Consider the following 23160-nt stretch of genomic DNA (forward strand, 5'->3'; position numbering starts at 1 on the left):
ATTCGCGATAATTATTTTGGCTGTAAAAAAAACTCATTTCTGAACTATCCTTTTTCTAATTCTGCTCAATGATTCGGGTGTAATACTTAAGTAACTGGCAATATGAACGAGCGGTATTCGATTTAAAAAATTAGGATTCGATTTCATGAATTTCAGATAACGTTCTTCTGGATTGTAATTGTTTAGCAAAGCAATATAACGTTCTGCTTTTCGATAATCTGAAACCATAATCAACGAAGTTATATGCTCCAATATTGGGCTTTTTAACTGCATTTCTAATTCTTTTTCTCGAGTGCCACTAACTAAAATGGTGTCTTCGAGACATTGGATGTTAAATTCAGAAGGTTTTCCGTCTAAGTAGCTTGAATAAATCACTAAAGGCATTTCTTCTATAAAAAAACCCGAGGTCTTTTCGACTCCATCAATCATTTTGAATTGTCTTAAACAGCCTTTTAAAATCAAATAACATTTATCGCTAATCTGTCCTTCTGTAACTACAAAATCGCCTTTTTTAAAAAATTCGATTGTTGTGTTTTCAATAATTAGATCAATATCTGAAGGCTTAAATCTATTGAATTGTTCTAAAAATTTCCGAAGCAGATCATTCATTGTTATGGTTTTAAATTTTTATTTTTAAAAATAACAAAAGCTATTTTAAAGTACTGAATTTGAGGCTTATTTTTTTCGTCACTATACTATTAAAAATACTCTAATGATAATTATTGTATTTTTGGACTAGCAAAATACATTTATTTACACAACATAAAACAGTCCAGATGCTTCGACCGTGGCCATTAGAAATTCAGCTTGATAAAAAATCAGACAAAGCCATTTATCTTCAAATTGCCGATGCTATAATTCAAGCGGTTAAAACAGGGAAATTGATCAGTGGCAACGCACTGCCTGGAAGCAGACAATTGGCAGAATTATTAAAAGTTAACCGAAACACAGTTGTAGAGGCTTTAGATGTTTTAATTGCCGAAGGATGGCTGGTCTCTATTGATCGAAAAGGAACTTTTGTAACCGATTCACTTCCGCAGATAAATCATTCCATAGAAAACAAAAAAGACCAAAAAATTGCCGTCGAAGAACACAAAAGTTTTTTAGTTTTTGACGACGGGCTTCCTGATAGCCGTCTTGCACCAATGGATGATTTGGCAAGAGCTTACCGCGAATTGTTCAGTCGAAAATCACGCTGGCAGATTATGGGCTACAGCAACGAATTGGGGAATTTAGAATTTAGAAAATCAATTGCTCAAATGCTGAATTTTAAACGCGGCATGAGCATTGCTCACGATCAAATCTGCATTACTCGCGGAAGCCAAATGGCTATGTACCTTGCATCGCATTGCATTTTAAAATCGGGTGATTTTATTTTGGTCGAAAATCCAGGCTATAAACCTGCTTGGGAAGCATTTGAAAATGCAGGCGCAATATTGCTTCCGGTAAATGTAGAATCTGATGGACTAGACGTCGATCAGGTTGAGACATACCTGCATCATAAAACCATAAAAGCAATTTACGTTACACCGCATCATCAATTTCCGACCACGGTAACGTTATCTTTAAAAAAACGATTAAAACTGATTGAACTTTCCAATCAATATAATTTTACGATTATAGAAGACGATTACGATAATGAATTTCATTTTGGTCAGCGGCCGATACTTCCGATTTCCAGTTATTCGGCTTTAAAAAACTATATCTATATTGGCACTTTCAGCAAAATTGTTGCTCCTGCGCTACGTATAGGATACTTGGCCAGTTCGCATGAAAACATTCAAAAAATTGGAAATCACAGAAAAATCATAGACGTTCAGGGAGATAATATTATGGAAGAAGCAATTTTGAACCTCATCAACGAAGGCAAAATAAAGCGCCATCTTAAAAAAGCCAATTTGATTTATAAATCCAAAAGAGATTATTTTGAAAGTCTGCAAAATCAATATCTACAAGATAAAATCTCTTTCACAAAACCAGAAGGCGGACTTGCATTTTGGATTGTTCCCCAAGCAGAAATTGATGTTCTTGAAATTTTTGAAAAACTAAAAGCGCAAGGAATACAAATCATGTCCCCTCACCGATTTAGTTTTGATGAGACCATTAAAGGATTTCGTTTAGGCTATGCCTCTCTTTCAGAAAAACAAATGGAAGAAGGAATTAAGGCGCTTGCTAAATTGCTGTAATGCCCTTCGACTTTGCTCAGAGTGACATAAAATCTGTCTGGCTGAGCGAAGTAGAAGCCTTTTTTATTTTCAGTTTCCCTAAAATTTAATTTATACTTAGACGCAGATTTTACCGATTTGCTATCGCAAAGACGCGGAAAAAAACGGATTTTAAAATCTGCGTAAATCTGCGTTTTCGCGATAGCGAATCTGTTTTGTCCGCGTTCGATTTATTTATTGCAGTTTTACTTTTCAATTTACGCTTCTTTTGCAGAAAACAGATGAAAGGATTTAAGGCGCTTGCTAAGTTGCTGTAATGCCTTCGACTTTGCTCAGAGTGACATAATTGCTGTCTAGCTGAGCGAAGTCGAAGCCTTTTTTATTTTCAGCCTTCCTAAAATTTAATTTATACTTAGACGCAGATTTTACTGATTTGCTATCGCAAAGACGCGGAAAAAACTGATTTTAAAATCTGCGTAAATCTCCGCTTTTGCGATAGCGAATCTGTTTGATCCACGTTCGATTTATTTATTGCAGTTTTACTTTTCAATTTACGCTTCTTTTGCAGAAAACAGATGAAAGGATTTAAGGCGCTTGCTAAGTTGCTGTAATGCCTTCGACTTTGCTCAGAGTGACATAATTACTGTCTGGCTGAGCGAAGTCGAAGCCTTTTTTATTTTCAGTTTTCCCAAAATTTAATTTATACTTTAGACGCAGATTTTACCGATTTGCTATCGCAAAGACGCGGAAAAAACTGATTTTAAAATCTGCGTAAATCTGCGCTTTCGCGATAGCGAATCTGTTTGATCCGCGTTCGATTTATTTATTGCAGTTTTACTTTTCAATTTACGTTCGATTTAGAAGTTGAAAATCATCCAGTTTTTTCCTTTTTTAAAAAATACTGGTCCAGCAGAATTTTGCCGTTTGGACATAGTTTTGCAGTATGAAAAACGATATTATTTTTAATTTAATCAAGGTGCATCAGCGCATCGAAAATGCGTGCAGAACTTCAGGAAGAAACCCTGCTGATGTTCGGCTTTTATTGGCAACCAAAACAGTTCCGGCAGAAAAAATACGTATTGCAATTGAGGCTGGCGAAACTTTAATGGGAGAAAATAAAATGCAGGAATTGCGGGATAAAAATGATGTTTTGAAAAATCTTCCAGTCGAACGCCACTTTATTGGGCATCTTCAAACCAATAAAGTAAAAGATGTGCTGAAGTATGTGACCTGCATTCAATCTTTGGATCGGATAAATCTGGCTGATGAACTGCACAAACAGCTTCAAAACCAAAACCGAAAACTAGATGTTTTTGTGCAAATCAATACTTCCTACGAAGAAAGCAAATTCGGCCTAGCGCCAGAAGACGTTTTATCATTCATCAAAAAAATAAAAACCTACGATACCTTAAATATTAAAGGTTTAATGACAATCGGACTTTTAGATGTTGAAAAGGAAAAAATGATTCCGTCTCTAAGGCTTTTAAGAACGATTCGAGATGAAATTTATACGGAAGGAATTGACGGCTTAACCAATTTGAAGCTCTCTATGGGAATGTCTCAGGATTTGGAACTGGCTATTGCTGAAGGTTCTAATATGGTACGAATTGGCACTTCGATATTTGGAAACCGCTTTTTAGGAAAAGAAATCTGGAACGAAAACATTGCAGAATAAAACTTAATTTTGCAGCAAATAATAAGCAGATGAACCTGAATGATCTTACTGTAATTGATAACGAAAAAATTGCTTTAGACGATTTATTTTTTAGCGATGAAAATAAAGCCGCTTTGCTTCAAATTATCAAAGAACATCAATATATCGAAGAGTTAAAAAAGTACAATCTTAAAGTCGATAATAAAATTTTACTGCACGGAAGTTCTGGCTGCGGAAAAACGACAACGGCAAAAGCAATTGCCAATACATTAGACAAAAAAATTATCATTGTCAACCTCAGCACTGTTATAGATTCGAGAATTGGCGAAACTTCTAAAAATCTAAAAGCGATTTTTGATAAAGCAATTAGAGAAAGAGCCGTTTTATTTTTGGATGAATTTGACCAGATCGGAAAAAGTCGAGACAGCGATGATAAAGATGTCGGTGAAATGAGACGTTTGGTCAATACCATCATTCAGCTTTTTGATTATTTCCCTGCTGATAGTTTGCTGATCTGCGCCACCAATCATTACGAAATAATAGACAGCGCTTTATTGCGAAGATTTCAATTGCGCCTGAAATATGAAATGCCATCAGAAAAACAGCTTAATATTTACTACGATAAGATTCTGAACAGTTTTCCAGAACATTTTCAGAACATCGAAAGACGTTATTCTATTTCTTATGCTGAGGCTTTAGATTACATCAATACAACAATGAAAAGGCAGATTATTGCTGCCTTGGATTCAAAATAAAATGAGAAAACCCGCTGCAAAATACAGCGGGTTTTCATTTGGCGGAGTTTTATATAGAATGAATAGTGTACTAAATTATAATCCTCTTGTCAGCCAGCCTTTTTTATTGGCTGTTGCAATGGCATAAGGTGCAATCCAGAATAAACTGAAAGTGTAAAAAACGCTGTAAGAATAGGCCCAGAAAGATTCTGCAAGCGTATATCGTTTTGCATAAAATGCCATTGAAAATGTAGAAAACATTAAAATAGCTACCAATGTTGAACTAACGAATAATATTGGATGAACTGCAATAAAGTAGAACATGAACAATAAGAATGGATAGGTCATTGCTATTTTGAAAAACTGATTTAGAAACAGCATTCTCGGTCCAAATTTTGATTCTTTTCTAAAATCTTTGAAAACAAATTTTGCCATCATAAGATTCTCACGAACGTTGCTTCTTGCCCATCTGATGAACATTTTGTACAGCCCTTTGTATTCTTCAGGAACATTTGTCAACACAACTGCATTTCTTTGAAACTTCACTTCAAAACCTTGTTTCAAAATCATATTGGTTAAAGCACGATCTTCTCCAATATCTGAAGGCTGCCCCATAAAAGTTTGGTTGATCCATTCTGGAAGACAGTTAAAAACGGCATCTCTTCTGTAACCTGCCAAAGCGCCTGGCGTACATAATACAGACCCTAGCTCGCTTTCTGCAGAACGCTGAAATTCAAAACTCATTACAAAACTTACATTCAGCATTTTTGGCAAAATCGCTTTTTTGTTGTTCAAAACCTGAACGTTTCCAGCCACTGCACCACATTTTTTGTTTACCACAAACGGACTTACCAAGTTTCTTAAAGTATCTTTTTTCACAATAGAATCGCTGTCTACTGTTACAAAAATTTCTCCTATTCCCAATTTAAATCCTCTGTATAATGCCTGACGTTTCCCTTGATTTTTTGGCTGCTGAAAAATCGTAACACGATCTCCCAATTTTGCTTTTGCTTCCTGCATCCAGTACCAAGTATCGTCTTTACTTCCATCATCAATTGCAAGAAGCTGTAATTTTTCTGCTGGATAATCGCTGTCTGCAAGACTCAATAAAGTATCCCAAACCAATTTTCCTTCATTGTAAGCTGGAACAATAATCGTACAAGTTGGCAATAAATCATCTGATACAGATGGAATTGCTTTATATCTTAAATACAAGTAAGAGCTGTACAAGAAAACTCCTGTTTGATAAAAAAACAAAACGGTCGTGATAACTAAAAATGGCAATCCCCAAGTCGAAGCTATTCTTTCAAAATGAAATTGCTCAAAATCATCCTGCAATAGAAATACTGAGATTACACCTGCAATTAATAATAAAAATGTTGCCACCAGAACCGCCAATCCGAAAGGGCTTGATGGTCTTTCTACGTGGACTTTTGAATTTTGATTGGTTCTAAAAAAAGAACCGTTTAATGTTTTTTCGCTGATTGCCGAACTGCCGTTCGCATAAAATTGTTCTGAGATAATTGTTTCGCTTTCCATGCTTATACTCCTTTTTTAATTTTCTTAATTTGGCTTTTAGTAAAATCTTTCCTTTCTAATTTATTTGCGGCTCTTTCTGAGAAACAATAAAAAAACAAACGCATCAAAGATTTTGACATAAACACTTTTTACAAGCGGCGTGCCAACACGATTCTAAACTGGTATAGAGCCATTTAGAAAAAGAAGCAGAAAAAAGAGTGTGTAATTATTTTACACTTTTTGGATACGGTATACACAAAAAACGCAAAATTTGGAATCAAAAAAGTGAGATTTATAAGGGCTTCAGAGCATTTTTGAGCTTCTTGCTCTCTAAAGAAGCATTGCCTGTAAAATAATTTTTCTGGCGAAAAAACAGTAAGATTTAATAGAACGCTGTTATTTAAATAAAATTGTCCGAAAAAAGAAAACAGATTTGAAAAGCTTTTTTTGTCCTTTTAAAAAACATTCTTCATAAAAAATCGGGAAATCTTACTTAAAAAAGTTAAATTTAACCAAACAAACTTAACCCTAAAATTAAAGAGACTATAAAATGAGTAAAGAGCATTACCATCTTTTATTGGCTGACGACGACGAAGACGACTGCCTTTTCTTTAAAGAAGCTCTCGATGAAATAGCTGTCAGCACTGATCTTTTGACGGTTCACGACGGTGTACAATTAATGGACTATTTAAAAAACAATATTTTAAATCTTCCAGAAGTTCTTTTCTTGGATTTGAATATGCCACGAAAAAATGGTCTGGAATGTTTAGATGAAATAAAAAATGACGAAAGATTAGAAAATCTGCCCATTATTATTTTTTCTACTTCACTAGACAGTGAAATAGTAAATAAGCTGTATCAAAAAGGCGCTTCTTACTATATCCGAAAACCTGGCGAGTTTTCTAAATTAAAAACTGTCATCAATAAAGCGCTTACAATAGCATCAGAAAAAAATTTCACACAGCCTGAAAGAGCCAATTTCATTCTGCAACCTTAATCATTGGAAATGGACCACAAAAAAAACGAACATTATTTTCTATCTCAAGAAGGTGAAATGGGGAATTTAATTCGTTCTGCAGATTGGAGCAAAACCTCTTTGGGCAATCCCGAAAATTGGCCGCAAAGTTTAAAAACAATGACAGCCATGATGCTTGGCAATCCGTTTGGAATGTACATAGCATGGGGAGAAAATTATACGCAATTGTATAATGATGCTTTCCGTCCTATTCTTGGAGTTTCTAAACATCCAGAAGCATTGGGCAGAAGTTCTAGAGAAACATTTAGCGAAATATGGGATACCATAGGCCCTATGTTTGCCGATGTTATGAAAGGACGTGCCGTAAGTTTCCCTGATTTTAAAGTGCCTCTTCATCGAAACGGCTACACAGAAGATTGCTTTTTTGACTTTTCGTACAGTCCGATAAAAATAGAAGACGGTTCTATTGGCGGAATTTTGGTTACGGTTATTGAAACCACCGAAAAGAAAATTGTCGCAGACGCCTTGCAGGAAAGCAATGCGCGGTTTATGAATAATATTATGCAGGCTCCTGTTGCCATGTGCATTTTTAAGGGTGAAAATCATATTGTAGAAATCGCCAACGAACAAATGCTGCAGCTTTGGGGAACTAAAGCCGAAAATGTAATTAACAAACCCATTTTTGAAGCGCTGCCAGGATTAAAAAAACAGGGGTTTGATGAAATTCTGCACCATGTTTTTACAAACGGCAAAAAAATTACAACAGATGAACTTTTTGTCCAATTAAGCAGAAATGGGCAAACCGAAAACACCTATATCAATTTTGTTTACGAAGCTTTAAGAGAAACTGACGGCACTATCTCTGGAGTTGCTGCGATTGCCACCGAAGTTACGGCTCAAGTTTTGGCACGTTCAAAAGTAGAAGAAAGTGAACAGAAAATAAGACAGCTGGTTGAAAATGCTCCTTTTCCGATTGCGGTTTATGTCGGTAAAGAAATGCGCATTGAATTGGCAAACGACTCCATAATTAAAGTTTGGGGAAAAGGCCCCGATGTGATTGGGAAAACCTATACCGAAATTCTTCCCGAATTAAAGGGCGAACCCATTTTTAAACAAGTCGAAACGGTTTACGAAACAGGAAAGTCCTTTCATTCTCAAAACACACGAATTGATCTCGTAGTAGACAATGCCTTAAAAACATCTTATTTTAATTACAGCTTTACACCTCTATACGACCTAAATGGCAAAGTGTACGCCGTAATGAATACCGCTGTAGATATTACCGACTTATACCTAGCCAAACAAAAAATTGAAGAAAGCGATAAGCGATTCCGTAATACGGTAAGACAGGCTCCTGTTGGCATTACAATTCTTCGCGGACCAGAATATATTGTAGAAATGGCCAACGAAGCTTATCTCAAACTTGTAGCCAGAGAAGAAGAAACTTTTGTTGGAAGGCCATTGTACGATTCGCTTCCCGAAGTAAAAGAAACCGTAAGCACATTATTAGACAATGTTTTAAATACCGGGATTCCCTTTCATGGAATTGAGGTTCCAGTTCCCCTAAACCGATATGGAAAAATTGAAACTTCTTATTTTGATTTTCTTTATCATCCGCTAAAAGAAGAAAACGGCTCCATTTCGGGAATTTTGGTAACCGTTACCGAAGTAAGCGAAAAAGTCGAAGCCAGAAAAAAAATCGAACTGAACGAAGAGCGCCTTAGAATTGTAGTTGAAGCCAGCGAATTGGGCACTTGGGAATTGAATGTTAAAACCAGAATTCCAACTTACTCTCAAAGATATCTTGAAATTATTGGCGGCTATACCGAAGAGGTCACTTTAACACATGATGAATTGCTGGAACATCTTCATCCTGATGATATGCATATTCGAAATAAAGGTTTTAAAGAAGCTTTAAATACAGGTTTTCTAAATTATGAAGTCCGCGTAATCTGGAAAGACCAATCTATACATTGGATTGAAGGAAAAGGAAAAGTTTTTTATGATGAAAACCATGAACCTGAAAAACTTATTGGAACGATTCGAGATATTACAGAAGAAAAAAAATACCAGCAGAAAATAGAAGAAAGCGAAAAAAAACTTCGCAATCTTATCATGCAGTCGCCTGTTCCGAAAGCCATTTTGAAAGGAAATGATTTTGTAATTGAAATGGCCAATTTTGTGCTTTTGAATAATATTTGGAAAAAAGAAGAAACTGAAGTTCAAGGAAAAAAAATACTAGAATTGTTTCCGGAACTCAACAGACAGAAATACGCCAAATTGCTTAAAGAAGTTTACGAATCTGGAAATGTATATTCAGAATCTGAATCTTTACTTTTTATTGATAATGAAAAAAACGGCAATCAGTTTTATGTAGATTTTGAATTTGCTCCGCTTCGCGAAAGCGATAATTCGATTTCTGGAATTAGAATGACGCTTATTGACGTTACAGAAAAAGTCGAAACCAGAAAAAAAATAGAAGAAAGCGAAAAAAGATTCCGCTCCCTTACAGAAAGTATTCCGCAGTTAATTTGGGAAACCGATGCCGAAGGAAATGCCCTTTTCACTTCGGGCAAATGGTTTGAATATACAGGAATTGAGCCAGGAGTAGAAGGCTCGTGGCAAAAAATGATTCATCCTGACGATTTTGAAGAAAACGTCAAAATTTGGCAGCATTCACTCGCGACGGGCGAGATGTATCGCTGCGATGTAAGAATGCGCAGAAAAGACGGCTCGTACAGATGGCATACGGTTATTGGCGAACCTGTTTTTGGCCCCGACAACAAAATTGTAAAATGGGTCGGCGCTTTTACCGATATTCATACCGAAAAAGCTTTTACGCACGAGCTTGAGCAACAGGTTACAGCCAGAACTCGAGAATTAATACAGATCAACGAATCGCTTCGAAAAAGCGAAGAACGCTACCATCTGATGGTCGAAGAAGTTCAAGAATATTCCATTCTATATTTAAATCCAAATGGCATTGTAGAGAATTGGAATGTTGGAGCTGAAAAGATTAAAGGCTATAAAGCAGACGAAATTGTCGGAAAATATTTTGCTGTTTTTTATACCGAAGAAGATCAGAAAGCCAAACTGCCCGAGAAACTTTTGGAACTCGCTAAAGAAAAGGGAAAAGTTGTACATGAAGGCTGGCGCGCACGCAAAGACGGAAGTTTGTTTTGGGCAAGTGTAGTTATTACCGCTGTTCATAATAAAAAAGGCGATGTTATTGGTTTTTCAAAAGTGACGCATGATTTAACGGAAAGAAAAAAAGCCGATGACAAATTGAAAATGAATGCATTGGAGCTTGAGCAAAAAAACAATGAACTGGAAGAAATGAACAAAGAACTCCAATCTTTTGCCTATATCTCAAGCCATGATTTGCAGGAACCGCTCCGAAAAATACAGACTTTTGCTTCGCAGATTATAGAAAAAGAAGCAGAACATTTATCAGAAAACGGAAAAGATAAATTTAAAAGAATGCAGAACGCCGCGCAACGAATGCAGACTTTAATTAATGATTTATTAGCCTATTCGAGAACAAATGCCCAAGAACGCATTTTCATAAAAACAGATCTAGCCCAGATTATCAATGAAGTAAAAGAAGATTTAACTGAAGAACTGGAACAAAAAAGTGCCGTAATCGAAATTGAGCAAACCTGTGAAGTTGACATTATTCCGTTTCAATTCAAGCAATTGCTTTACAACTTGATTAGTAATTCATTAAAATTTTCTAATCCTGATATTCCAATTGTAATTAAAATTAAAAGCAAAGTTGCTTTAGGAAAAGATTTAGAAAATGAAAAACTGATTCCCGCCAAGAAATATTGCCATATAGCAGTTTCTGATAACGGAATTGGTTTTGAAGCGCAATACAACAAAAAGATATTCGAAGTTTTCCAGCGTCTTCACGGCAGGGACCGCTATAACGGAACTGGAATCGGATTGGCGATTGTGAAAAAAATTATTGAAAACCACAACGGAATCATCACCGCATCGGGTATTCAGAACCAAGGCGCTTCTTTTGACATCTATATTCCTGTAGGATAAAATTTATCACTAAAAAGATAAAAAAAACGGAAACTTCTTAATTGCAGTTTCCGTTTTTCCATTTCAAAACAAATTGAAATTATCTCAAAACATTTTTTATCTGGTATAAACAGTAATTACACCGGTTGTTTTGTCTTTAATTTTTAGCTCTTTGTTAGTAAGATTCATAATATCACTAGTTGAACTTACATTTCCAACAGTAATAGTCAAATCATTATGAGATCTTACATAGGTTCCAGTAGTTTCTGTCAATGCGCAATCGCTTCCATTATAATCGCCAATGACCGCAGCATTACTTAGTCTTAAGTCTAAATAATCTCTATTACACCCAGCTGCATTTTGAGGGGCATCAACCAATACTTCCTGTCCATTAACAATTGTTCCTGTTTGGCTTAGATTATATTTCCCTTGAATTGGAACTATTGTTTCTCCTTCATTATCGTCGTTACTACAAGAGGTTACGAACATTCCCGCGCTTAAGGCTAATACGAATAAAAAGTTTCTATTTTTCATGATTTATTTGTTTTTTATTAATTTAATTCAATAATGCTAAATTAAAAGTAAATACTTACAAATAATTTCATGATTTTGCGGATATTTTACATAAATCGCATTTTAATAGATTTTTTACTTTTTTACATATTTATTCAAAATATATCTTGTTACAGGTTTTAAAGGACTATTGCTTTCAGGATGTCTTCCATGTCCGTTAAAAAAATCGATTCCGTTTGCTGTTTTGCCATACCAGACAATAGCATCACCATTTTTATTAAAGAAAGCCGTTGTATCGCATACCTTTATTTTTTTTAAATCAAAAACGGTTTTGTCAAAAGGCTCCACAACATTAAAGCTTCCTAAACCTTTCACTTCCAAATCACAGCTTACTTTTTCATAGTGATCGCCCGACCATTGCATACATTGTTTTTGAAAGAAAGCGAGATAAATCATTATCGCTAGCCCGGCAGAAAAAGCTGCAACTAATGAATATCTAATTATCCTAGATTTTATTGGCTCTCCTGCCGCAACAAAAGTTGCTATAGGAATTGGCGCCATTTCTGCTGGAGATTGAATTTGCTCTAATTCATCATTTTTTGAATTGGCATTGTCTATTATCTTATCCGCAAAAACATCTAGAGAAACTTCTTTCTTAGGTGGCGGCGCGGTATCTCTTAACTCATCTATTAATTTCTTTTCTTCTGCACTAAGCTGTTTTCTATATTCATTAAAAGGTCTAGGCTGTAAATCAACCAGTATTGCTGCCAATTGAATAGTATCTTCAGCTGGGTTTTCAGTTTTACCCAAAAAGAATCTCTTAACCGATTCTAATTTGTTCAGCTCATCATCTCCAAACAAGTTTTTTTTATTCTTATCAAATGGAAATTCAAAAAAAGATTCAAACATAAGCAGGTCTTCCTTTTTAGTATTTGCATTAAATCTTTTGATGCACAAATTTCTAAGATTTGCCGCTGTCGGAGAATTTAAATTATGTGAATATTCCCCGTTTTTTTCCTCTTCATACTTTGCTTTAATCGCATTTTTATAATCTTCAAAAGTAATGGTTGACATAGGCATTTGAACTTTTTAAAACTTTCCTAAAGTACTTTACTCGACTTTTTATGACTTTCTGGAACTTATCCTGACTTTAAGAAAATATATTCGACTTTCCTGACTTTACGCTCCTTACAGCCCTAAACCCAATATAACTTTGCCTCAACAAAATTAGTTATCGCTTTGATCTGCAGGTCAAAAAGCAAATGTACAAAACTAGTTTATTTACAAAGTGTGGAAAACCGTAAGACGGATTTTATCCGGGAAGTATAGATGAAAATCTTGCGGTTCTACACACTTCACTTCCCAATCAAAATTTGGTATTGCCATTTAAAAGCCAACCTGGAAAAAGATTTCGGGCAGCAATACCCTTGTTCAACTTTTAAATTTTAAAAAAATGAAAACATTATATTTATGGGGAGCGTACATCCTATTGTCAACTACATTATTTTCTTGTACAGCTGATGAATTTGAAACAGCTAAAGGCAAAACAGAGGTAAAAACCAATACAATTCCGGCGAAAAATATGCAGGCCACCGGACCAGACGACGATCCGGTTGTGGTACCGCCACCGCCAAAGAAATAATTTAAAATTTATGAAAAAAATCTGTAATTTATAATAAATTACTATTTTCGGGGAAAGTAAGATTTATGTTACGATCCCCGTTTTTTTATTTGCTAACTTTTCTCTTTTTCTTTTCTTGCAAAGAGAAGACAATTGCACCTGCTAAGGTAGATCTCAATCGCGAGAAAGCCTTAAAACTAAGAGATCTTGGCATCGAAAATCTCCAAAGCAAAAACTACAATGGCGCTTTTTATAATTTTAATAAATCAAAATTAGATTTTGAAATTTTAAAGGACAGTGCCAATATTGTCTACAATTTAATTCAGATGGCTTCTATCCAGCAGATAAATGGAGATTATTACGGAAGCAAAGAAACACTTACAGAAGCACTTCCGTACGTGAAAAAGAAAGACATTTACTCGGTTTCCATAAATAATTTTTTCGGAATTGCAGACAAGGAGCTCGCTCTTTATGATGATGCCATTTATTATTATAAGGAAGCGATAAAAGATGCCGAAAACAATGTTTCTAAATTCTCTCCTCTAAATAATATTGCTGTTATTTACATTGAGCAAAAAAAATACGAAAAAGCAATTCAGATTTTAGAATCGATTTTAAATGAAAGCCAAATTTCAAAACAAAGTAAAGCGCGTGTTTTAGATAACCTTGGTTTTGCCTATTTTAAAATTGGCAATACTGACAAAGGGCTTGCGTTAATGCATGAAGGCCTTAAAATTAGAAATGAAATTCAAGATTTATACGGAATTATTGGGAGCAATCTTCATCTGGTTCAGTACTACTCAAAAACCAATATTCAGAAATCTAATGCGTATGCCGTAAATGCATACGAAATTGCCACAAAACTTAATAGTATCGACGAGCGTTTAAAAGCATTATCTTTTCTTATCTCAAACGATTCGAAGGCTCAAAACGCTTATGCGCAAAAATTCATTTTTTTAAACGACAGCATAATAAAAGTTCGAAACAATTTTAAAAATAAGTTTGCCCGAATAAAATACGATTCAAAAAAAGAAAAGGACGAAAACCAAAAACTGAGGCTAGAAAAAGCTGAAAATCTAATTGCCCTTAAAGACGCCGAAAATGAGAGAAACATTTTTATTGCGTGCTTTGCTGTTTTCTTTTTCCTATTGGTTTACTTAAAAAAACAATATGATAACCGAAACCGCATTGAAAAAATGAAAACTGCATACGATATCGAAACCCGAATCGCAAAAGATATCCATGACGGATTAGCAAATGACGTTTTCCATGCTATCACATACACGCAGACTCAACCTTTAGCAAACGAAAGCAATAAGGAAAATTTACTTCAAAAACTCGATAACATCTACTCACGCGTTCGCGGAATTTCAAGAGAAAATAATGATATTGATACGGGCTCAAATTTCGCTAGTAATTTAAAAGAAATGCTCTCTACTTATAATAGCACTCAGACAAACGTTATTATTAATGGTGTTGAAAAAATAAATTGGGATTCGGTTGAAGATTTAAAAAAGATTGCCATTCAGAGAGTTTTACATGAATTAATGGTCAATATGAAAAAACACAGTGAAGCTCCTGTTGTATCTATTAAATTTGATGCTAACGCAAATGCGCTGCTCATTGATTATAGCGATAACGGAAAAGGCTGCGAAAAATCAAAAATTGTAAAAAATGGTCTTCAAAATATGGAAAACCGTATTTTGTCTAATAAAGGAACTATTACTTTTGACACTGAACCAAATAAAGGTTTTAAAGTAAAAATAACAATGCCTAAATAAGAGCCTATGTTTAAAAAAGTAATTATAGCTGAGGATTTTGAAGAATTCAATTTAGCCATAAAACAAACTTTGAATGATTTCAATATTGACAATTTTCAGCACGCAAAATATTGTGATGATGCTTTTCTTAAAGTTAGAAAAGCGATTCAGGATAAGGAGCCGTACGATTTATTGATCAGTGACCTTTCGTTTAAAAAAGACCATCGCGAAGTAAAAATTGGCAGTGGCGACGAACTCATTCAAAAAGTACGCGAACTGCAGCCTGATATTAAAATCATTGCCTACTCTATTGAGGATAAAAGCGTTCGTATAAAATCACTTTTTGAGGATTCTGAAATTAATGCTTTTGTTCTAAAAGGCCGCAATAGCATTGACGATCTTAAAAAAGCGCTTACCTTAATTTCATCTTCCGAACAAAAATTTATTTCGCCCGAAGTTGCTTCTGCGCTTCAGGAAAAAGGCAACTACGAAATAGACGATGTCGACATAAAAATCTTAAAATATTTATCTGACGGAACGTCTCAGGATGAAATTATAGAAATCTTTAAGAGCAATGATATAAAACCAAATAGCAAAAGTGCTATGGAAAAAAGATTAGCAAAACTAAAAGACTTTTTCAAGGCTAATAATACCATTCACTTAGTTTCGATTACAAAAGATATGGGGATAATTTAAATTCCAATTTTCTCCTTATTTAAAGCTCCTTTCGGAGCTTTTTTTTATTTCCAAAAATTAAAATATCGCATTATGGATTTCCGTAAAATACTGGTTTTTATTGGTTTTACTTTTGGATTAAATAATTTAAAAATTAAAAACATGAAAAAATTAGCTATTTTATTTAGTTTATTCTTCTTAGTTCTTGGAGGAAGCATTGAAGCTCAAAGTGGACATTACAAAGGAGGAAAAGGAAGTTCTCATAAAGGAGGAAAGTACAAAAACTCAAGTACCAATAATCACTACAAAAAAAGAAAATAATACTTAAAACTTCGATTGACATTAAATCAAGATTAAGTCAAAAGAAGTTTCTCAGTCACAAAAACTTTAATTAACTAAATCTTAAAAGATGGGCTTTCGATTTCAAAAAAGAATAAAGCTTGGAGGAGGACTTGGTTTGAACATTAGCAAATCCGGAATCTCTCCAAGTTTTAGAACAAAAATAGGAACTTTCAGCAAGAATGGTTATTCTACAAAAACTGGCATCCCTGGCGTGAGATATCAAAATAGCGGATGCCTTATAATATTTGCCTTCACAGGAATTCTTGCATTTATCAATTTAAATAATCTAATCATGAAGTATAAAAAAATCATAACAATTTCTATTTCCTTATTAATACTTACAGGCATTATAATTTCTTGTTCAGATTCAGGAGATTCGGGAGATTCGGGAGAAACAAGTTCGAATTCTGGTTCAAATTCAAATTGTCCGACAAAAACCTGTGGTGATTTTTCAACTAGAGCTCAGGCACAAGCAGCATATAATAGTAACAAAAGTTGTTACAAAAACCTTGATGCGGATGGAGACGGAATTGTATGTGAAAATATGAAATAAACAAACCAAAAAACCATGATAACACTAGAACTAAAAAGCCATTTTTTAAGATTATATCAAATGGCATTGTCTGATGATCAATTTGATGTTTTAGAACTTCAAATGCTATATCATTTTGCAGACGAAAGAGGAATTCCAAAAGAAGAACTCGATAAACTCTTTCTGAATCCGATTAATGCTGAATTTATTGTTCCCGAAGCTTTGCATACAAAAATTGAATATTTATACGATCTTACCCGAATTATTTGGGCTGACGGAAAAATAACCGACGACGAATTAAATATGCTGAGAAAGTATTGTAGAAAATTTGATTTTATCGAAGAAAACATCAATGATTTATCTGATTATCTGATTGATTGTGTTCAGAAAAAAATTGGCAAAGAAGAAATTATTAGTCAACTAAACGCTTAAGTTATGAAACCACTTTCACAATTATTTAGTTTAAAAAAATCTGAAGATTCTCCTTTTAGAGTTTTAGAAGAAAATGAAGCAGACAGAGAACAAATCAGAATTACGTATTATCAAAGCGGTTTTGCAGCATCAGTCAAAGCAACAGGAAAACCAATTGTTCTAAAGGCGTGCTTGCAAAATTTGTATATGAGTTTTGAAGATCAATGCCGAAAACAAAAAATGGAACAGGATAAACTAAAACAGCCTTACCGTGAAGAACAGGAAAAAAATAGAACTGAACTAAAAAAATCTGAAGCCGCAATTGGTATTTATGAGAAAAAAGAACAGGATATCAATGATAATATCGATCAGATAAAAAACGAAATTATTGAAGTAAAACGAAATCCTGACAAATACGGAATCGAAGAAGGAAAAGGACTTAAAGCTCAATTTTATATTGGTTTGATTCTTTTACTGCCTATCACGCTTTATGTCTTGGTGTTTTATATTTCGGCTTCTTATTCTGCTTTTTTCAAAGAGTTTTCAAATGATAGTTTAACTGCAGCCATTTTTGATGCTGATGCTTTTACAAATGCTTTCAAAGCGAGTTGGCTCGAAGGCGTTTTGGTTACTACTATCCCGTTTGTTTTTATGGGATTGGGTTATGTTATTCACATGGTGCAAAAAGGAAAAGGAATTAAAAATATATTTAGACTTGTCGCACTTTTTACTATTACATTTCTATTTGATGGTCTTTTAGCTTACATCATTGAGAAAAAAATATATGAGTTTAATAAAACACCAGAATCTTCTCCGTACAATTTAAATATCGCTTTGGGCGAGCCAGAATTCTGGATGATCATATTTGCTGGTTTCGTAGTGTATATTATCTGGGGATTGGTATTTGATTTTGTAATGAAAGAATTTGAAAACATTGATAAAATTCGAGCTTTTATAAGAGGACGAAAAGAAAATCTATTAAATCTTGAGAAACTAAAAGCTGATTACATTAATAAAATCAATGATTTTAAACAACAAATTGTTACTGTCAATGGAAAAATTTCAGAATTACAAGCCAAAATTGACGGTTTTGTTTTTCCTGTAAAAGAGTATTTGCACTATCATCACCAATATAAAGAAGGGTGGTTTCAAGCTATCAATACAGAAATTGCCTTGCCTCATAAAGAAAAAGTAGAATTACTGGAAAACTGTGAAAATTTATCTGAAGAACACCTTGGAAGATTAAATTTAATTGATCCTGATTTTCAACATTTAGTGTATTTTAAAAATTAAGATTATGAAAAACACTTTACTTAAAATTTCAATGTCATTGTTGTTTATTTTATTCTTTTCATGTAAAGAAGAAAACAAAACAGAAAACAAAGAAACCCCAACTAAAAGTTATGTTTCAGAGAATTATAACATTAGTATTTTGGTAGATTTATCAGACCGAATTAGTCTCAAAAAAAATCCAAACCCAACAATGGAAATTTATCAAAGAGATTTAGGATACATCAAATCAGTTTCTGAAGCTTTTACAGATCATCTGAAATCAAAAAGAATGAGACAGATTGATGACAAAATGCAATTGTTTTTTAATCCAGAACCCGAAAATCATGAAATCAATTCTATTTCTAAAGAATTGAGAATTATGGTAAATAAAGATAATGCTTCCAAGAAATTCCTTAATTCTATCAATGATACTTATTCTTCAAAAACATCAAAAATATATGAATCGGCGATTAAAGATGATAAATATATTGGTTCAGACATTTGGAACTTTTTTGACAGCAAAGTTCAGGATCAATGCATTGACAAAGATTTTAGAAATATCTTAATTATTTTAACAGATGGATATTTGTTTTATGAAGGAACGGAAATTAAAGACGGAAATTTATCCAGTTATTTAACACCTCAGCTAATTAAACAAAATGGATTAAATACAAACAACTGGCAGAAAAAATTTGATTCCGAAAATTTTGGCTTCATTAAAATTGATACCGATTTATCAAATCTTGAAGTTTTAGTCTTAGGAATAAATCCAAGCAAAAATAATCCGTTTGAAGAAAAAGTTATAAAGGCATATTGGACGAAATGGCTTTCTGAAATGAAAATAAAGCATTTCGAAATTAAAAATGCCGACTTACCTTCAAACATGGACAAAATTATAAAAGATTTTATTTTAGAAAAAGAATAACAAAGCAAACTAATGTTTTTTAAAGAGGAACTTCATTGTCCTCTTTTTCCCCGTTAAATCCCTTCCAAAAAAACTCCTCTAAAATTTTTACCCCATTACGGATTACCATAATACACTGACTTTAATTGGTTTTACATTTGATATATTAATTTAATTAAAATCTAAAACATTATGAAGTATTACGTAAACCAAAATGCACAGAAAAATGGAGACCATGAAGTTCACACAGAAAATTGTCAATATTTGCCGTCTATTGCAAATAGAAAATACTTAGGTGATTTTTCTAGTTGTAAACCTGCTGTGGATGAAGCAAAAAAAACTTATTCTAAAGCAAATGGATGTAAAATATGTTCTCCAAGTTGTCATACTAGTTAGAAATATTTTTTTATTCTTTAAAGATAACCTGGAGAAAGACCTAAAATGAACTTTAGTAAAATTCATAATTTCTCCAAGTTTAAACAATTAAAAACTATAAAAAATGCAATCCCGTATAAGTACTCATTTTAAAGAATTTAATTCTAATTAGATTTATCACACCTAACTAGACAGTGTATCGCCTATGCGAAAAAACTACCTCATCTTACTTTTTTTACTTGGTTTTTATTCCTGCAAAAAGGCTTCTGCTCCACCTCCATTACCGCCGACAAATTCATTTTATAAATCGGCAATTACGGCAGATGACAGAAAGACAATTACACCTGAAGAAGCCCGAACGTATCATGTTAATAAAACGTATCAATACGAATACCGAACAGGAAATCCCGGAAATTACGAATATAATTATGATGTAAAAGGAATAAATAACAGAGGCGATTCGGTTTGTGGGAATATTAACGTTCAAGGAAAATACGGTGCTGGAATTTTAACGAACGATACGATTACTGAAATTGAAATTAATACCGAATGGATTTCTTACGGGAAATTAAAAGCTATCGACAAACAAGGAAACGAATACCATTTAATTGTTAAATAAAAAATATCGAATGAAATATACGCTACTATTACTTTTTGTTTTTGCAACTTCATTTCGACCACCCGAAAACAACGTTTTTATTTGTGGTCCTACTGGCGCAAAAAAATATCACTATAATGAAAATTGTCGCGGTTTAAGTTCTTGCAGTCATGGAACAGTTAAGACATCGCTTAAAAAAGCTCAAGGTTTAGGCTTGACACTATGCGGATGGGAAGATTAGCATCTTTCCATTTACATATTTAATCATTTGATAATAATCACTTTACAATAATTTCACATTAGTTTTTTTAATTTGATATAAAACTAATCGCTATGAAATTCTTTAATCTAAAATTCCTAGTATCATTCAAAGAGTGGCTTTTTTTAAGAGCAATGCAATCTTCTTTCCTGCATTAATAAACCATTATAAATAAAGGAAAGCATTATTGAATGAATAAAATTGAAAGCTCATTTTTGAACAGAAACCAATTTGGTGAAGATTTCTTGTGGGGTGTTTCTACCGCTGCTTTCCAAATTGAAGGGGCACATGATGCCGACGGAAAAGGTTCTTCTATTTGGGATGTTTTTACTTCTCAAAAAGGAAAAATCAAAAACGGACATCATGCCATAACTGCTTGTGATTTTTACAACTCATATGAGGATGATATTAATTTAATCAAGGAGTTAAATATTCCGAATTTCAGATTCTCTATCAGCTGGCCGAGAATTATGCCAACTGGCATCCACCCTATAAATCCAGCAGGCATTGATTATTACAACAAAATTATAGATTCGCTTCGAGCCTCTGGAATTGAGCCTTGGATCACGCTTTATCATTGGGACTTGCCTCATGAACTAGAAGTGAAAGGAGGTTGGACTAATCGTGAATCGGTTGCTTGGTTTAAAGAGTATGTCGAAGTCTGTGTGCAGTATTTTGGCGATCGTGTCAAAAACTGGATGGTAATTAACGAACCTTCTGTATTTACTGGAGCGGGTTACTTTCTAGGCATTCATGCGCCTGGAAAAAAAGGAATTACCAATTACTTAAAAGCAATGCATCATGTTACTCTGGCAACAGCTGCTGGAGCCAAAATAATTCGCGAACGTGTTCCAGATGCCAATATCGGAACCACATTCTCCTGTACGCATATCGAACCTGCAACTGAAAGCACAAAAGATATTGAAGCCGCAAAACGTGTTGATACTTTATTAAACAGAACTTTTATTGAGCCAATTTTAGGATTAGGCTATCCGCAGAAAGATCTTCCGGTTCTTAAAAAACTCAATAATTACATTCTCGAAAACGATTTGAGCAATCTAGATTTTGATTTCGATTTCATCGGATTACAGTGTTACACGCGAGAAGTGGTAAAATCGTCTATCTTAATTCCGTACATAGGTGCCGAATTGGTAAGTGCCGAGAAAAGAAATGTAATCTCAACCGAAATGGGCTGGGAAGTTTATCCGCCCGCCATGTACCATATTCTTAAAAAGTTTAATGAGTATGACGGAATCAAAAAAATAATTATTACCGAAAACGGAGCCGCTTTTCCAGATACGGTCCAAAACGGAAAAGTCCATGATATTAAACGCACCCATTTTATTCAAGATAATTTAGAGCAGATATTAAAAGCCAAACGAGAAGGCTTAAATGTCGAAGGCTATTTTGTATGGAGTCTGACCGATAATTTTGAATGGGCTGAAGGCTATAATGCCCGATTTGGATTAATTCATGTGGATTTTGATACGCAAAAAAGAACTATTAAAAACTCAGGTTTGTGGTTTAAAGATTTCCTATCTTAATTTTAACGCAAAGAGCGCAAAGAATTTTCGCAAAGGGCACTAAGTTTTTTTAGACAACTTTATTTGAAAAAGTTCGCAAGGCTGTTATAAATTGCTTTGCGAACTTTGTTGCGTCTATCTTTCTGTTTTGTTGTAAGTTTAACGCTAAGCACGCAAAGAACTTTCGCAAAGTGCGCTAAGTCTTTTTGAGACTACTTCATTTGAAAAAGTTCGCAAGGCTGTTATAAATTGCTTTGCGAACTTTGTTGTTTCTATCTTTCTCTTTGTTGTAATTTTAACGCTAAGCACGCAAAGAACTTTCGCAAAGTGCGCTAAGTCTTTTTGAGACTACTTCATTTGAAAAAGTTCGCAAGGCTGTTATAAATTGCTTTAAGAACTTTGTTGTTTCTATCTTTCTGTTTTGTTCTAATTTTAACGCTAAGCACGCAAAGAGTTTTCGCAAAGTGCGCTAAGTTTTTTGAGACAATCTTCAATTGAAAAAGTTCGCAAGGCTGTTATAAATTGCTTTGCGAACTTTGTTGCGTCTATCTTTGTCTTTGTTGTAAGTTTAACGCTAAGCACGCAAAGAATTTTCGCAAAGGACGCTAAGTCTTTTTGAGACAATCTTCAATTCAAAAAGTTCGCAAGGCTGTTATAAATTGCTTTGCGAACTTTGTTGCGTCTATCTTTGTCTTTGTTGTAAGTTTAACGCTAAGCACGCAAAGAGTTTTCGCAAAGGCCGCTAAGTTTTTTGAGACAACTTCATTTGAAAAAGTTCGCAAGGCTATGTATAAATAGCTTTGCGAACTTTGCGTTGATCTTTGTGCTCTTTGCGGTTAAAAAACTCTATTTAGAGCCAAATAATCATTACGATTTGTATTTATAATTCTGCTTTAAAATTCCGACATGGATTTTTCCATTGGTTTTTAAGTTAGTTATAATTCTGACATATTTCTCTTCCGGATATTTTACCTCAAAATTGAAGGTCGTATCTTTTGCTTTAACCTGTAGCAGGTGTTTCCCTTCTCCAGATACCGACAGTCCAACAGTTTCATAAGTAGGCAATGCCTCTGTCGCCTTTAAATTAATTTCCTGCACTTTTTCTTTATCTAGAAATACTTCTAGTTTCAAGTTATCCAGTTTCATATTGGTTGGCTGTTCAAACGATACAACATACTTTTTACAACTGACAGTGCATAAAACAATAAATAGTACTAAGAGCTTTTTCATAAAGGGGTATTTTAAACTGATTGTTATTAAAAATCAAAACTGTTTTTAGTCTTTTATAAATATAAAATA

The 23160-nt window shown here is 33.9% G+C and carries 21 protein-coding genes; 16 read left to right on the forward strand and 5 right to left on the reverse strand.

Annotated elements, in window-relative coordinates; genetic code table 11:
• Positions 1-33: 33 nt before the first annotated feature.
• Positions 34-609: a Crp/Fnr family transcriptional regulator gene (locus N4T20_RS20550; protein ID WP_260670926.1), complete on the reverse strand. Its 576-nt coding sequence runs from the start codon at positions 607-609 to the stop codon at positions 34-36.
• Positions 610-776: 167 nt separating this feature from the next.
• Here N4T20_RS20550 and N4T20_RS20555 point away from each other — a divergent pair, with 167 nt between their 5' ends.
• The 3 genes from N4T20_RS20555 (at position 777) to N4T20_RS20565 (ending at position 4574) form a co-directional block, all read left to right on the forward strand.
• The gene (locus tag N4T20_RS20555) at positions 777-2186 is read left to right on the forward strand and encodes a PLP-dependent aminotransferase family protein (RefSeq protein WP_260670927.1); all 1410 of its coding nucleotides are present in this window, start codon (positions 777-779) and stop codon (positions 2184-2186) included.
• A gap of 922 nt (positions 2187-3108) precedes the next feature.
• Positions 3109-3840 (forward strand): YggS family pyridoxal phosphate-dependent enzyme, encoded by a 732-nt coding sequence (locus N4T20_RS20560; RefSeq protein WP_260670928.1) that lies wholly within the window; start codon positions 3109-3111, stop codon positions 3838-3840.
• A 29-nt stretch (positions 3841-3869) separates the two neighbouring features.
• Entirely contained in the window at positions 3870-4574 is a 705-nt protein-coding gene (locus N4T20_RS20565; protein WP_260670929.1) for an AAA family ATPase, read from the forward strand.
• Positions 4575-4649: 75 nt separating this feature from the next.
• Here N4T20_RS20565 and N4T20_RS20570 read toward each other — a convergent pair whose 3' ends face one another.
• Positions 4650-6092, reverse strand: a complete 1443-nt coding sequence (locus tag N4T20_RS20570; protein ID WP_260670930.1) for a glycosyltransferase — start codon at positions 6090-6092, stop codon at positions 4650-4652.
• Positions 6093-6621: 529 nt separating this feature from the next.
• Here N4T20_RS20570 and N4T20_RS20575 point away from each other — a divergent pair.
• On the forward strand, positions 6622-7068 hold the full coding sequence (locus N4T20_RS20575) for a response regulator (protein ID WP_260670931.1): 447 nt from the start codon (positions 6622-6624) through the stop codon (positions 7066-7068).
• A 9-nt stretch (positions 7069-7077) separates the two neighbouring features.
• Complete coding sequence (locus tag N4T20_RS20580; protein WP_260670932.1) at positions 7078-11097, forward strand: PAS domain S-box protein; 4020 nt, start codon at positions 7078-7080, stop codon at positions 11095-11097.
• 96 nt (positions 11098-11193) lie between these two features.
• Here N4T20_RS20580 and N4T20_RS20585 read toward each other — a convergent pair whose 3' ends face one another.
• On the reverse strand, positions 11194-11610 hold the full coding sequence (locus tag N4T20_RS20585; RefSeq protein ID WP_260670933.1) for a lipocalin family protein: 417 nt from the start codon (positions 11608-11610) through the stop codon (positions 11194-11196).
• Positions 11611-11724: 114 nt separating this feature from the next.
• Positions 11725-12663 (reverse strand): hypothetical protein, encoded by a 939-nt coding sequence (locus N4T20_RS20590; protein WP_260670934.1) that lies wholly within the window; start codon positions 12661-12663, stop codon positions 11725-11727.
• 379 nt (positions 12664-13042) lie between these two features.
• Between N4T20_RS20590 and N4T20_RS20595 the strand changes: the two genes are divergently transcribed.
• The 11 genes from N4T20_RS20595 to N4T20_RS20645 all read left to right on the forward strand — a co-directional run bounded on the left by N4T20_RS20595 (position 13043) and on the right by N4T20_RS20645 (position 21882).
• Entirely contained in the window at positions 13043-13231 is a 189-nt protein-coding gene (locus N4T20_RS20595) for a hypothetical protein (protein WP_260670935.1), read from the forward strand.
• A gap of 65 nt (positions 13232-13296) precedes the next feature.
• Entirely contained in the window at positions 13297-14991 is a 1695-nt protein-coding gene (locus N4T20_RS20600) for an ATP-binding protein (protein WP_260670936.1), read from the forward strand.
• Positions 14992-14997: 6 nt separating this feature from the next.
• On the forward strand, positions 14998-15666 hold the full coding sequence (locus N4T20_RS20605; protein WP_260670937.1) for a response regulator: 669 nt from the start codon (positions 14998-15000) through the stop codon (positions 15664-15666).
• Positions 15667-15738: 72 nt separating this feature from the next.
• Positions 15739-15966 (forward strand): hypothetical protein, encoded by a 228-nt coding sequence (locus tag N4T20_RS20610; RefSeq protein WP_260670938.1) that lies wholly within the window; start codon positions 15739-15741, stop codon positions 15964-15966.
• Positions 15967-16054: 88 nt separating this feature from the next.
• Positions 16055-16540 (forward strand): DUF4236 domain-containing protein, encoded by a 486-nt coding sequence (locus tag N4T20_RS20615; RefSeq protein ID WP_260670939.1) that lies wholly within the window; start codon positions 16055-16057, stop codon positions 16538-16540.
• 15 nt (positions 16541-16555) lie between these two features.
• Positions 16556-16951, forward strand: coding sequence for a TerB family tellurite resistance protein (locus N4T20_RS20620; protein ID WP_260670940.1), 396 nt, complete (start codon positions 16556-16558; stop codon positions 16949-16951).
• Positions 16952-16954: 3 nt separating this feature from the next.
• Positions 16955-18223 (forward strand): ABC transporter permease, encoded by a 1269-nt coding sequence (locus N4T20_RS20625; protein WP_260670941.1) that lies wholly within the window; start codon positions 16955-16957, stop codon positions 18221-18223.
• Positions 18224-18227: 4 nt separating this feature from the next.
• Positions 18228-19127: a hypothetical protein gene (locus N4T20_RS20630; RefSeq protein WP_260670942.1), complete on the forward strand. Its 900-nt coding sequence runs from the start codon at positions 18228-18230 to the stop codon at positions 19125-19127.
• Between the two features lie 171 nt (positions 19128-19298).
• Positions 19299-19502, forward strand: coding sequence for a hypothetical protein (locus N4T20_RS20635; RefSeq protein WP_260670943.1), 204 nt, complete (start codon positions 19299-19301; stop codon positions 19500-19502).
• A gap of 184 nt (positions 19503-19686) precedes the next feature.
• Positions 19687-20100, forward strand: a complete 414-nt coding sequence (locus N4T20_RS20640) for a hypothetical protein (protein WP_260670944.1) — start codon at positions 19687-19689, stop codon at positions 20098-20100.
• A 429-nt stretch (positions 20101-20529) separates the two neighbouring features.
• Positions 20530-21882, forward strand: coding sequence for a GH1 family beta-glucosidase (locus N4T20_RS20645; RefSeq protein ID WP_260670945.1), 1353 nt, complete (start codon positions 20530-20532; stop codon positions 21880-21882).
• Positions 21883-22728: 846 nt separating this feature from the next.
• Here the strand turns inward: N4T20_RS20645 and N4T20_RS20650 are convergent.
• Positions 22729-23091, reverse strand: a complete 363-nt coding sequence (locus N4T20_RS20650) for a hypothetical protein (protein WP_260670946.1) — start codon at positions 23089-23091, stop codon at positions 22729-22731.
• Positions 23092-23160: the final 69 nt, after the last annotated feature.

The organism is Flavobacterium sp. TR2, assembly GCF_025252405.1.
Lineage (GTDB): Bacteria > Bacteroidota > Bacteroidia > Flavobacteriales > Flavobacteriaceae > Flavobacterium.

What these genes read in the sequence shown, in the direction of transcription:
- N4T20_RS20550 (WP_260670926.1), bottom strand. Translation starts at nt 609, where the DNA reads ATGAATGATCTGCTTCGGAAATTTTTAGAACAATTCAATAGATTTAAG.
- N4T20_RS20555 (WP_260670927.1), top strand. Translation starts at nt 777, where the DNA reads ATGCTTCGACCGTGGCCATTAGAAATTCAGCTTGATAAAAAATCAGAC.
- N4T20_RS20560 (WP_260670928.1), top strand. Translation starts at nt 3,109, where the DNA reads ATGAAAAACGATATTATTTTTAATTTAATCAAGGTGCATCAGCGCATC.
- N4T20_RS20565 (WP_260670929.1), top strand. Translation starts at nt 3,870, where the DNA reads ATGAACCTGAATGATCTTACTGTAATTGATAACGAAAAAATTGCTTTA.
- N4T20_RS20570 (WP_260670930.1), bottom strand. Translation starts at nt 6,092, where the DNA reads ATGGAAAGCGAAACAATTATCTCAGAACAATTTTATGCGAACGGCAGT.
- N4T20_RS20575 (WP_260670931.1), top strand. Translation starts at nt 6,622, where the DNA reads ATGAGTAAAGAGCATTACCATCTTTTATTGGCTGACGACGACGAAGAC.
- N4T20_RS20580 (WP_260670932.1), top strand. Translation starts at nt 7,078, where the DNA reads ATGGACCACAAAAAAAACGAACATTATTTTCTATCTCAAGAAGGTGAA.
- N4T20_RS20585 (WP_260670933.1), bottom strand. Translation starts at nt 11,610, where the DNA reads ATGAAAAATAGAAACTTTTTATTCGTATTAGCCTTAAGCGCGGGAATG.
- N4T20_RS20590 (WP_260670934.1), bottom strand. Translation starts at nt 12,663, where the DNA reads ATGTCAACCATTACTTTTGAAGATTATAAAAATGCGATTAAAGCAAAG.
- N4T20_RS20595 (WP_260670935.1), top strand. Translation starts at nt 13,043, where the DNA reads ATGAAAACATTATATTTATGGGGAGCGTACATCCTATTGTCAACTACA.
- N4T20_RS20600 (WP_260670936.1), top strand. Translation starts at nt 13,297, where the DNA reads ATGTTACGATCCCCGTTTTTTTATTTGCTAACTTTTCTCTTTTTCTTT.
- N4T20_RS20605 (WP_260670937.1), top strand. Translation starts at nt 14,998, where the DNA reads ATGTTTAAAAAAGTAATTATAGCTGAGGATTTTGAAGAATTCAATTTA.
- N4T20_RS20610 (WP_260670938.1), top strand. Translation starts at nt 15,739, where the DNA reads ATGGATTTCCGTAAAATACTGGTTTTTATTGGTTTTACTTTTGGATTA.
- N4T20_RS20615 (WP_260670939.1), top strand. Translation starts at nt 16,055, where the DNA reads ATGGGCTTTCGATTTCAAAAAAGAATAAAGCTTGGAGGAGGACTTGGT.
- N4T20_RS20620 (WP_260670940.1), top strand. Translation starts at nt 16,556, where the DNA reads ATGATAACACTAGAACTAAAAAGCCATTTTTTAAGATTATATCAAATG.
- N4T20_RS20625 (WP_260670941.1), top strand. Translation starts at nt 16,955, where the DNA reads ATGAAACCACTTTCACAATTATTTAGTTTAAAAAAATCTGAAGATTCT.
- N4T20_RS20630 (WP_260670942.1), top strand. Translation starts at nt 18,228, where the DNA reads ATGAAAAACACTTTACTTAAAATTTCAATGTCATTGTTGTTTATTTTA.
- N4T20_RS20635 (WP_260670943.1), top strand. Translation starts at nt 19,299, where the DNA reads ATGAAGTATTACGTAAACCAAAATGCACAGAAAAATGGAGACCATGAA.
- N4T20_RS20640 (WP_260670944.1), top strand. Translation starts at nt 19,687, where the DNA reads ATGCGAAAAAACTACCTCATCTTACTTTTTTTACTTGGTTTTTATTCC.
- N4T20_RS20645 (WP_260670945.1), top strand. Translation starts at nt 20,530, where the DNA reads ATGAATAAAATTGAAAGCTCATTTTTGAACAGAAACCAATTTGGTGAA.
- N4T20_RS20650 (WP_260670946.1), bottom strand. Translation starts at nt 23,091, where the DNA reads ATGAAAAAGCTCTTAGTACTATTTATTGTTTTATGCACTGTCAGTTGT.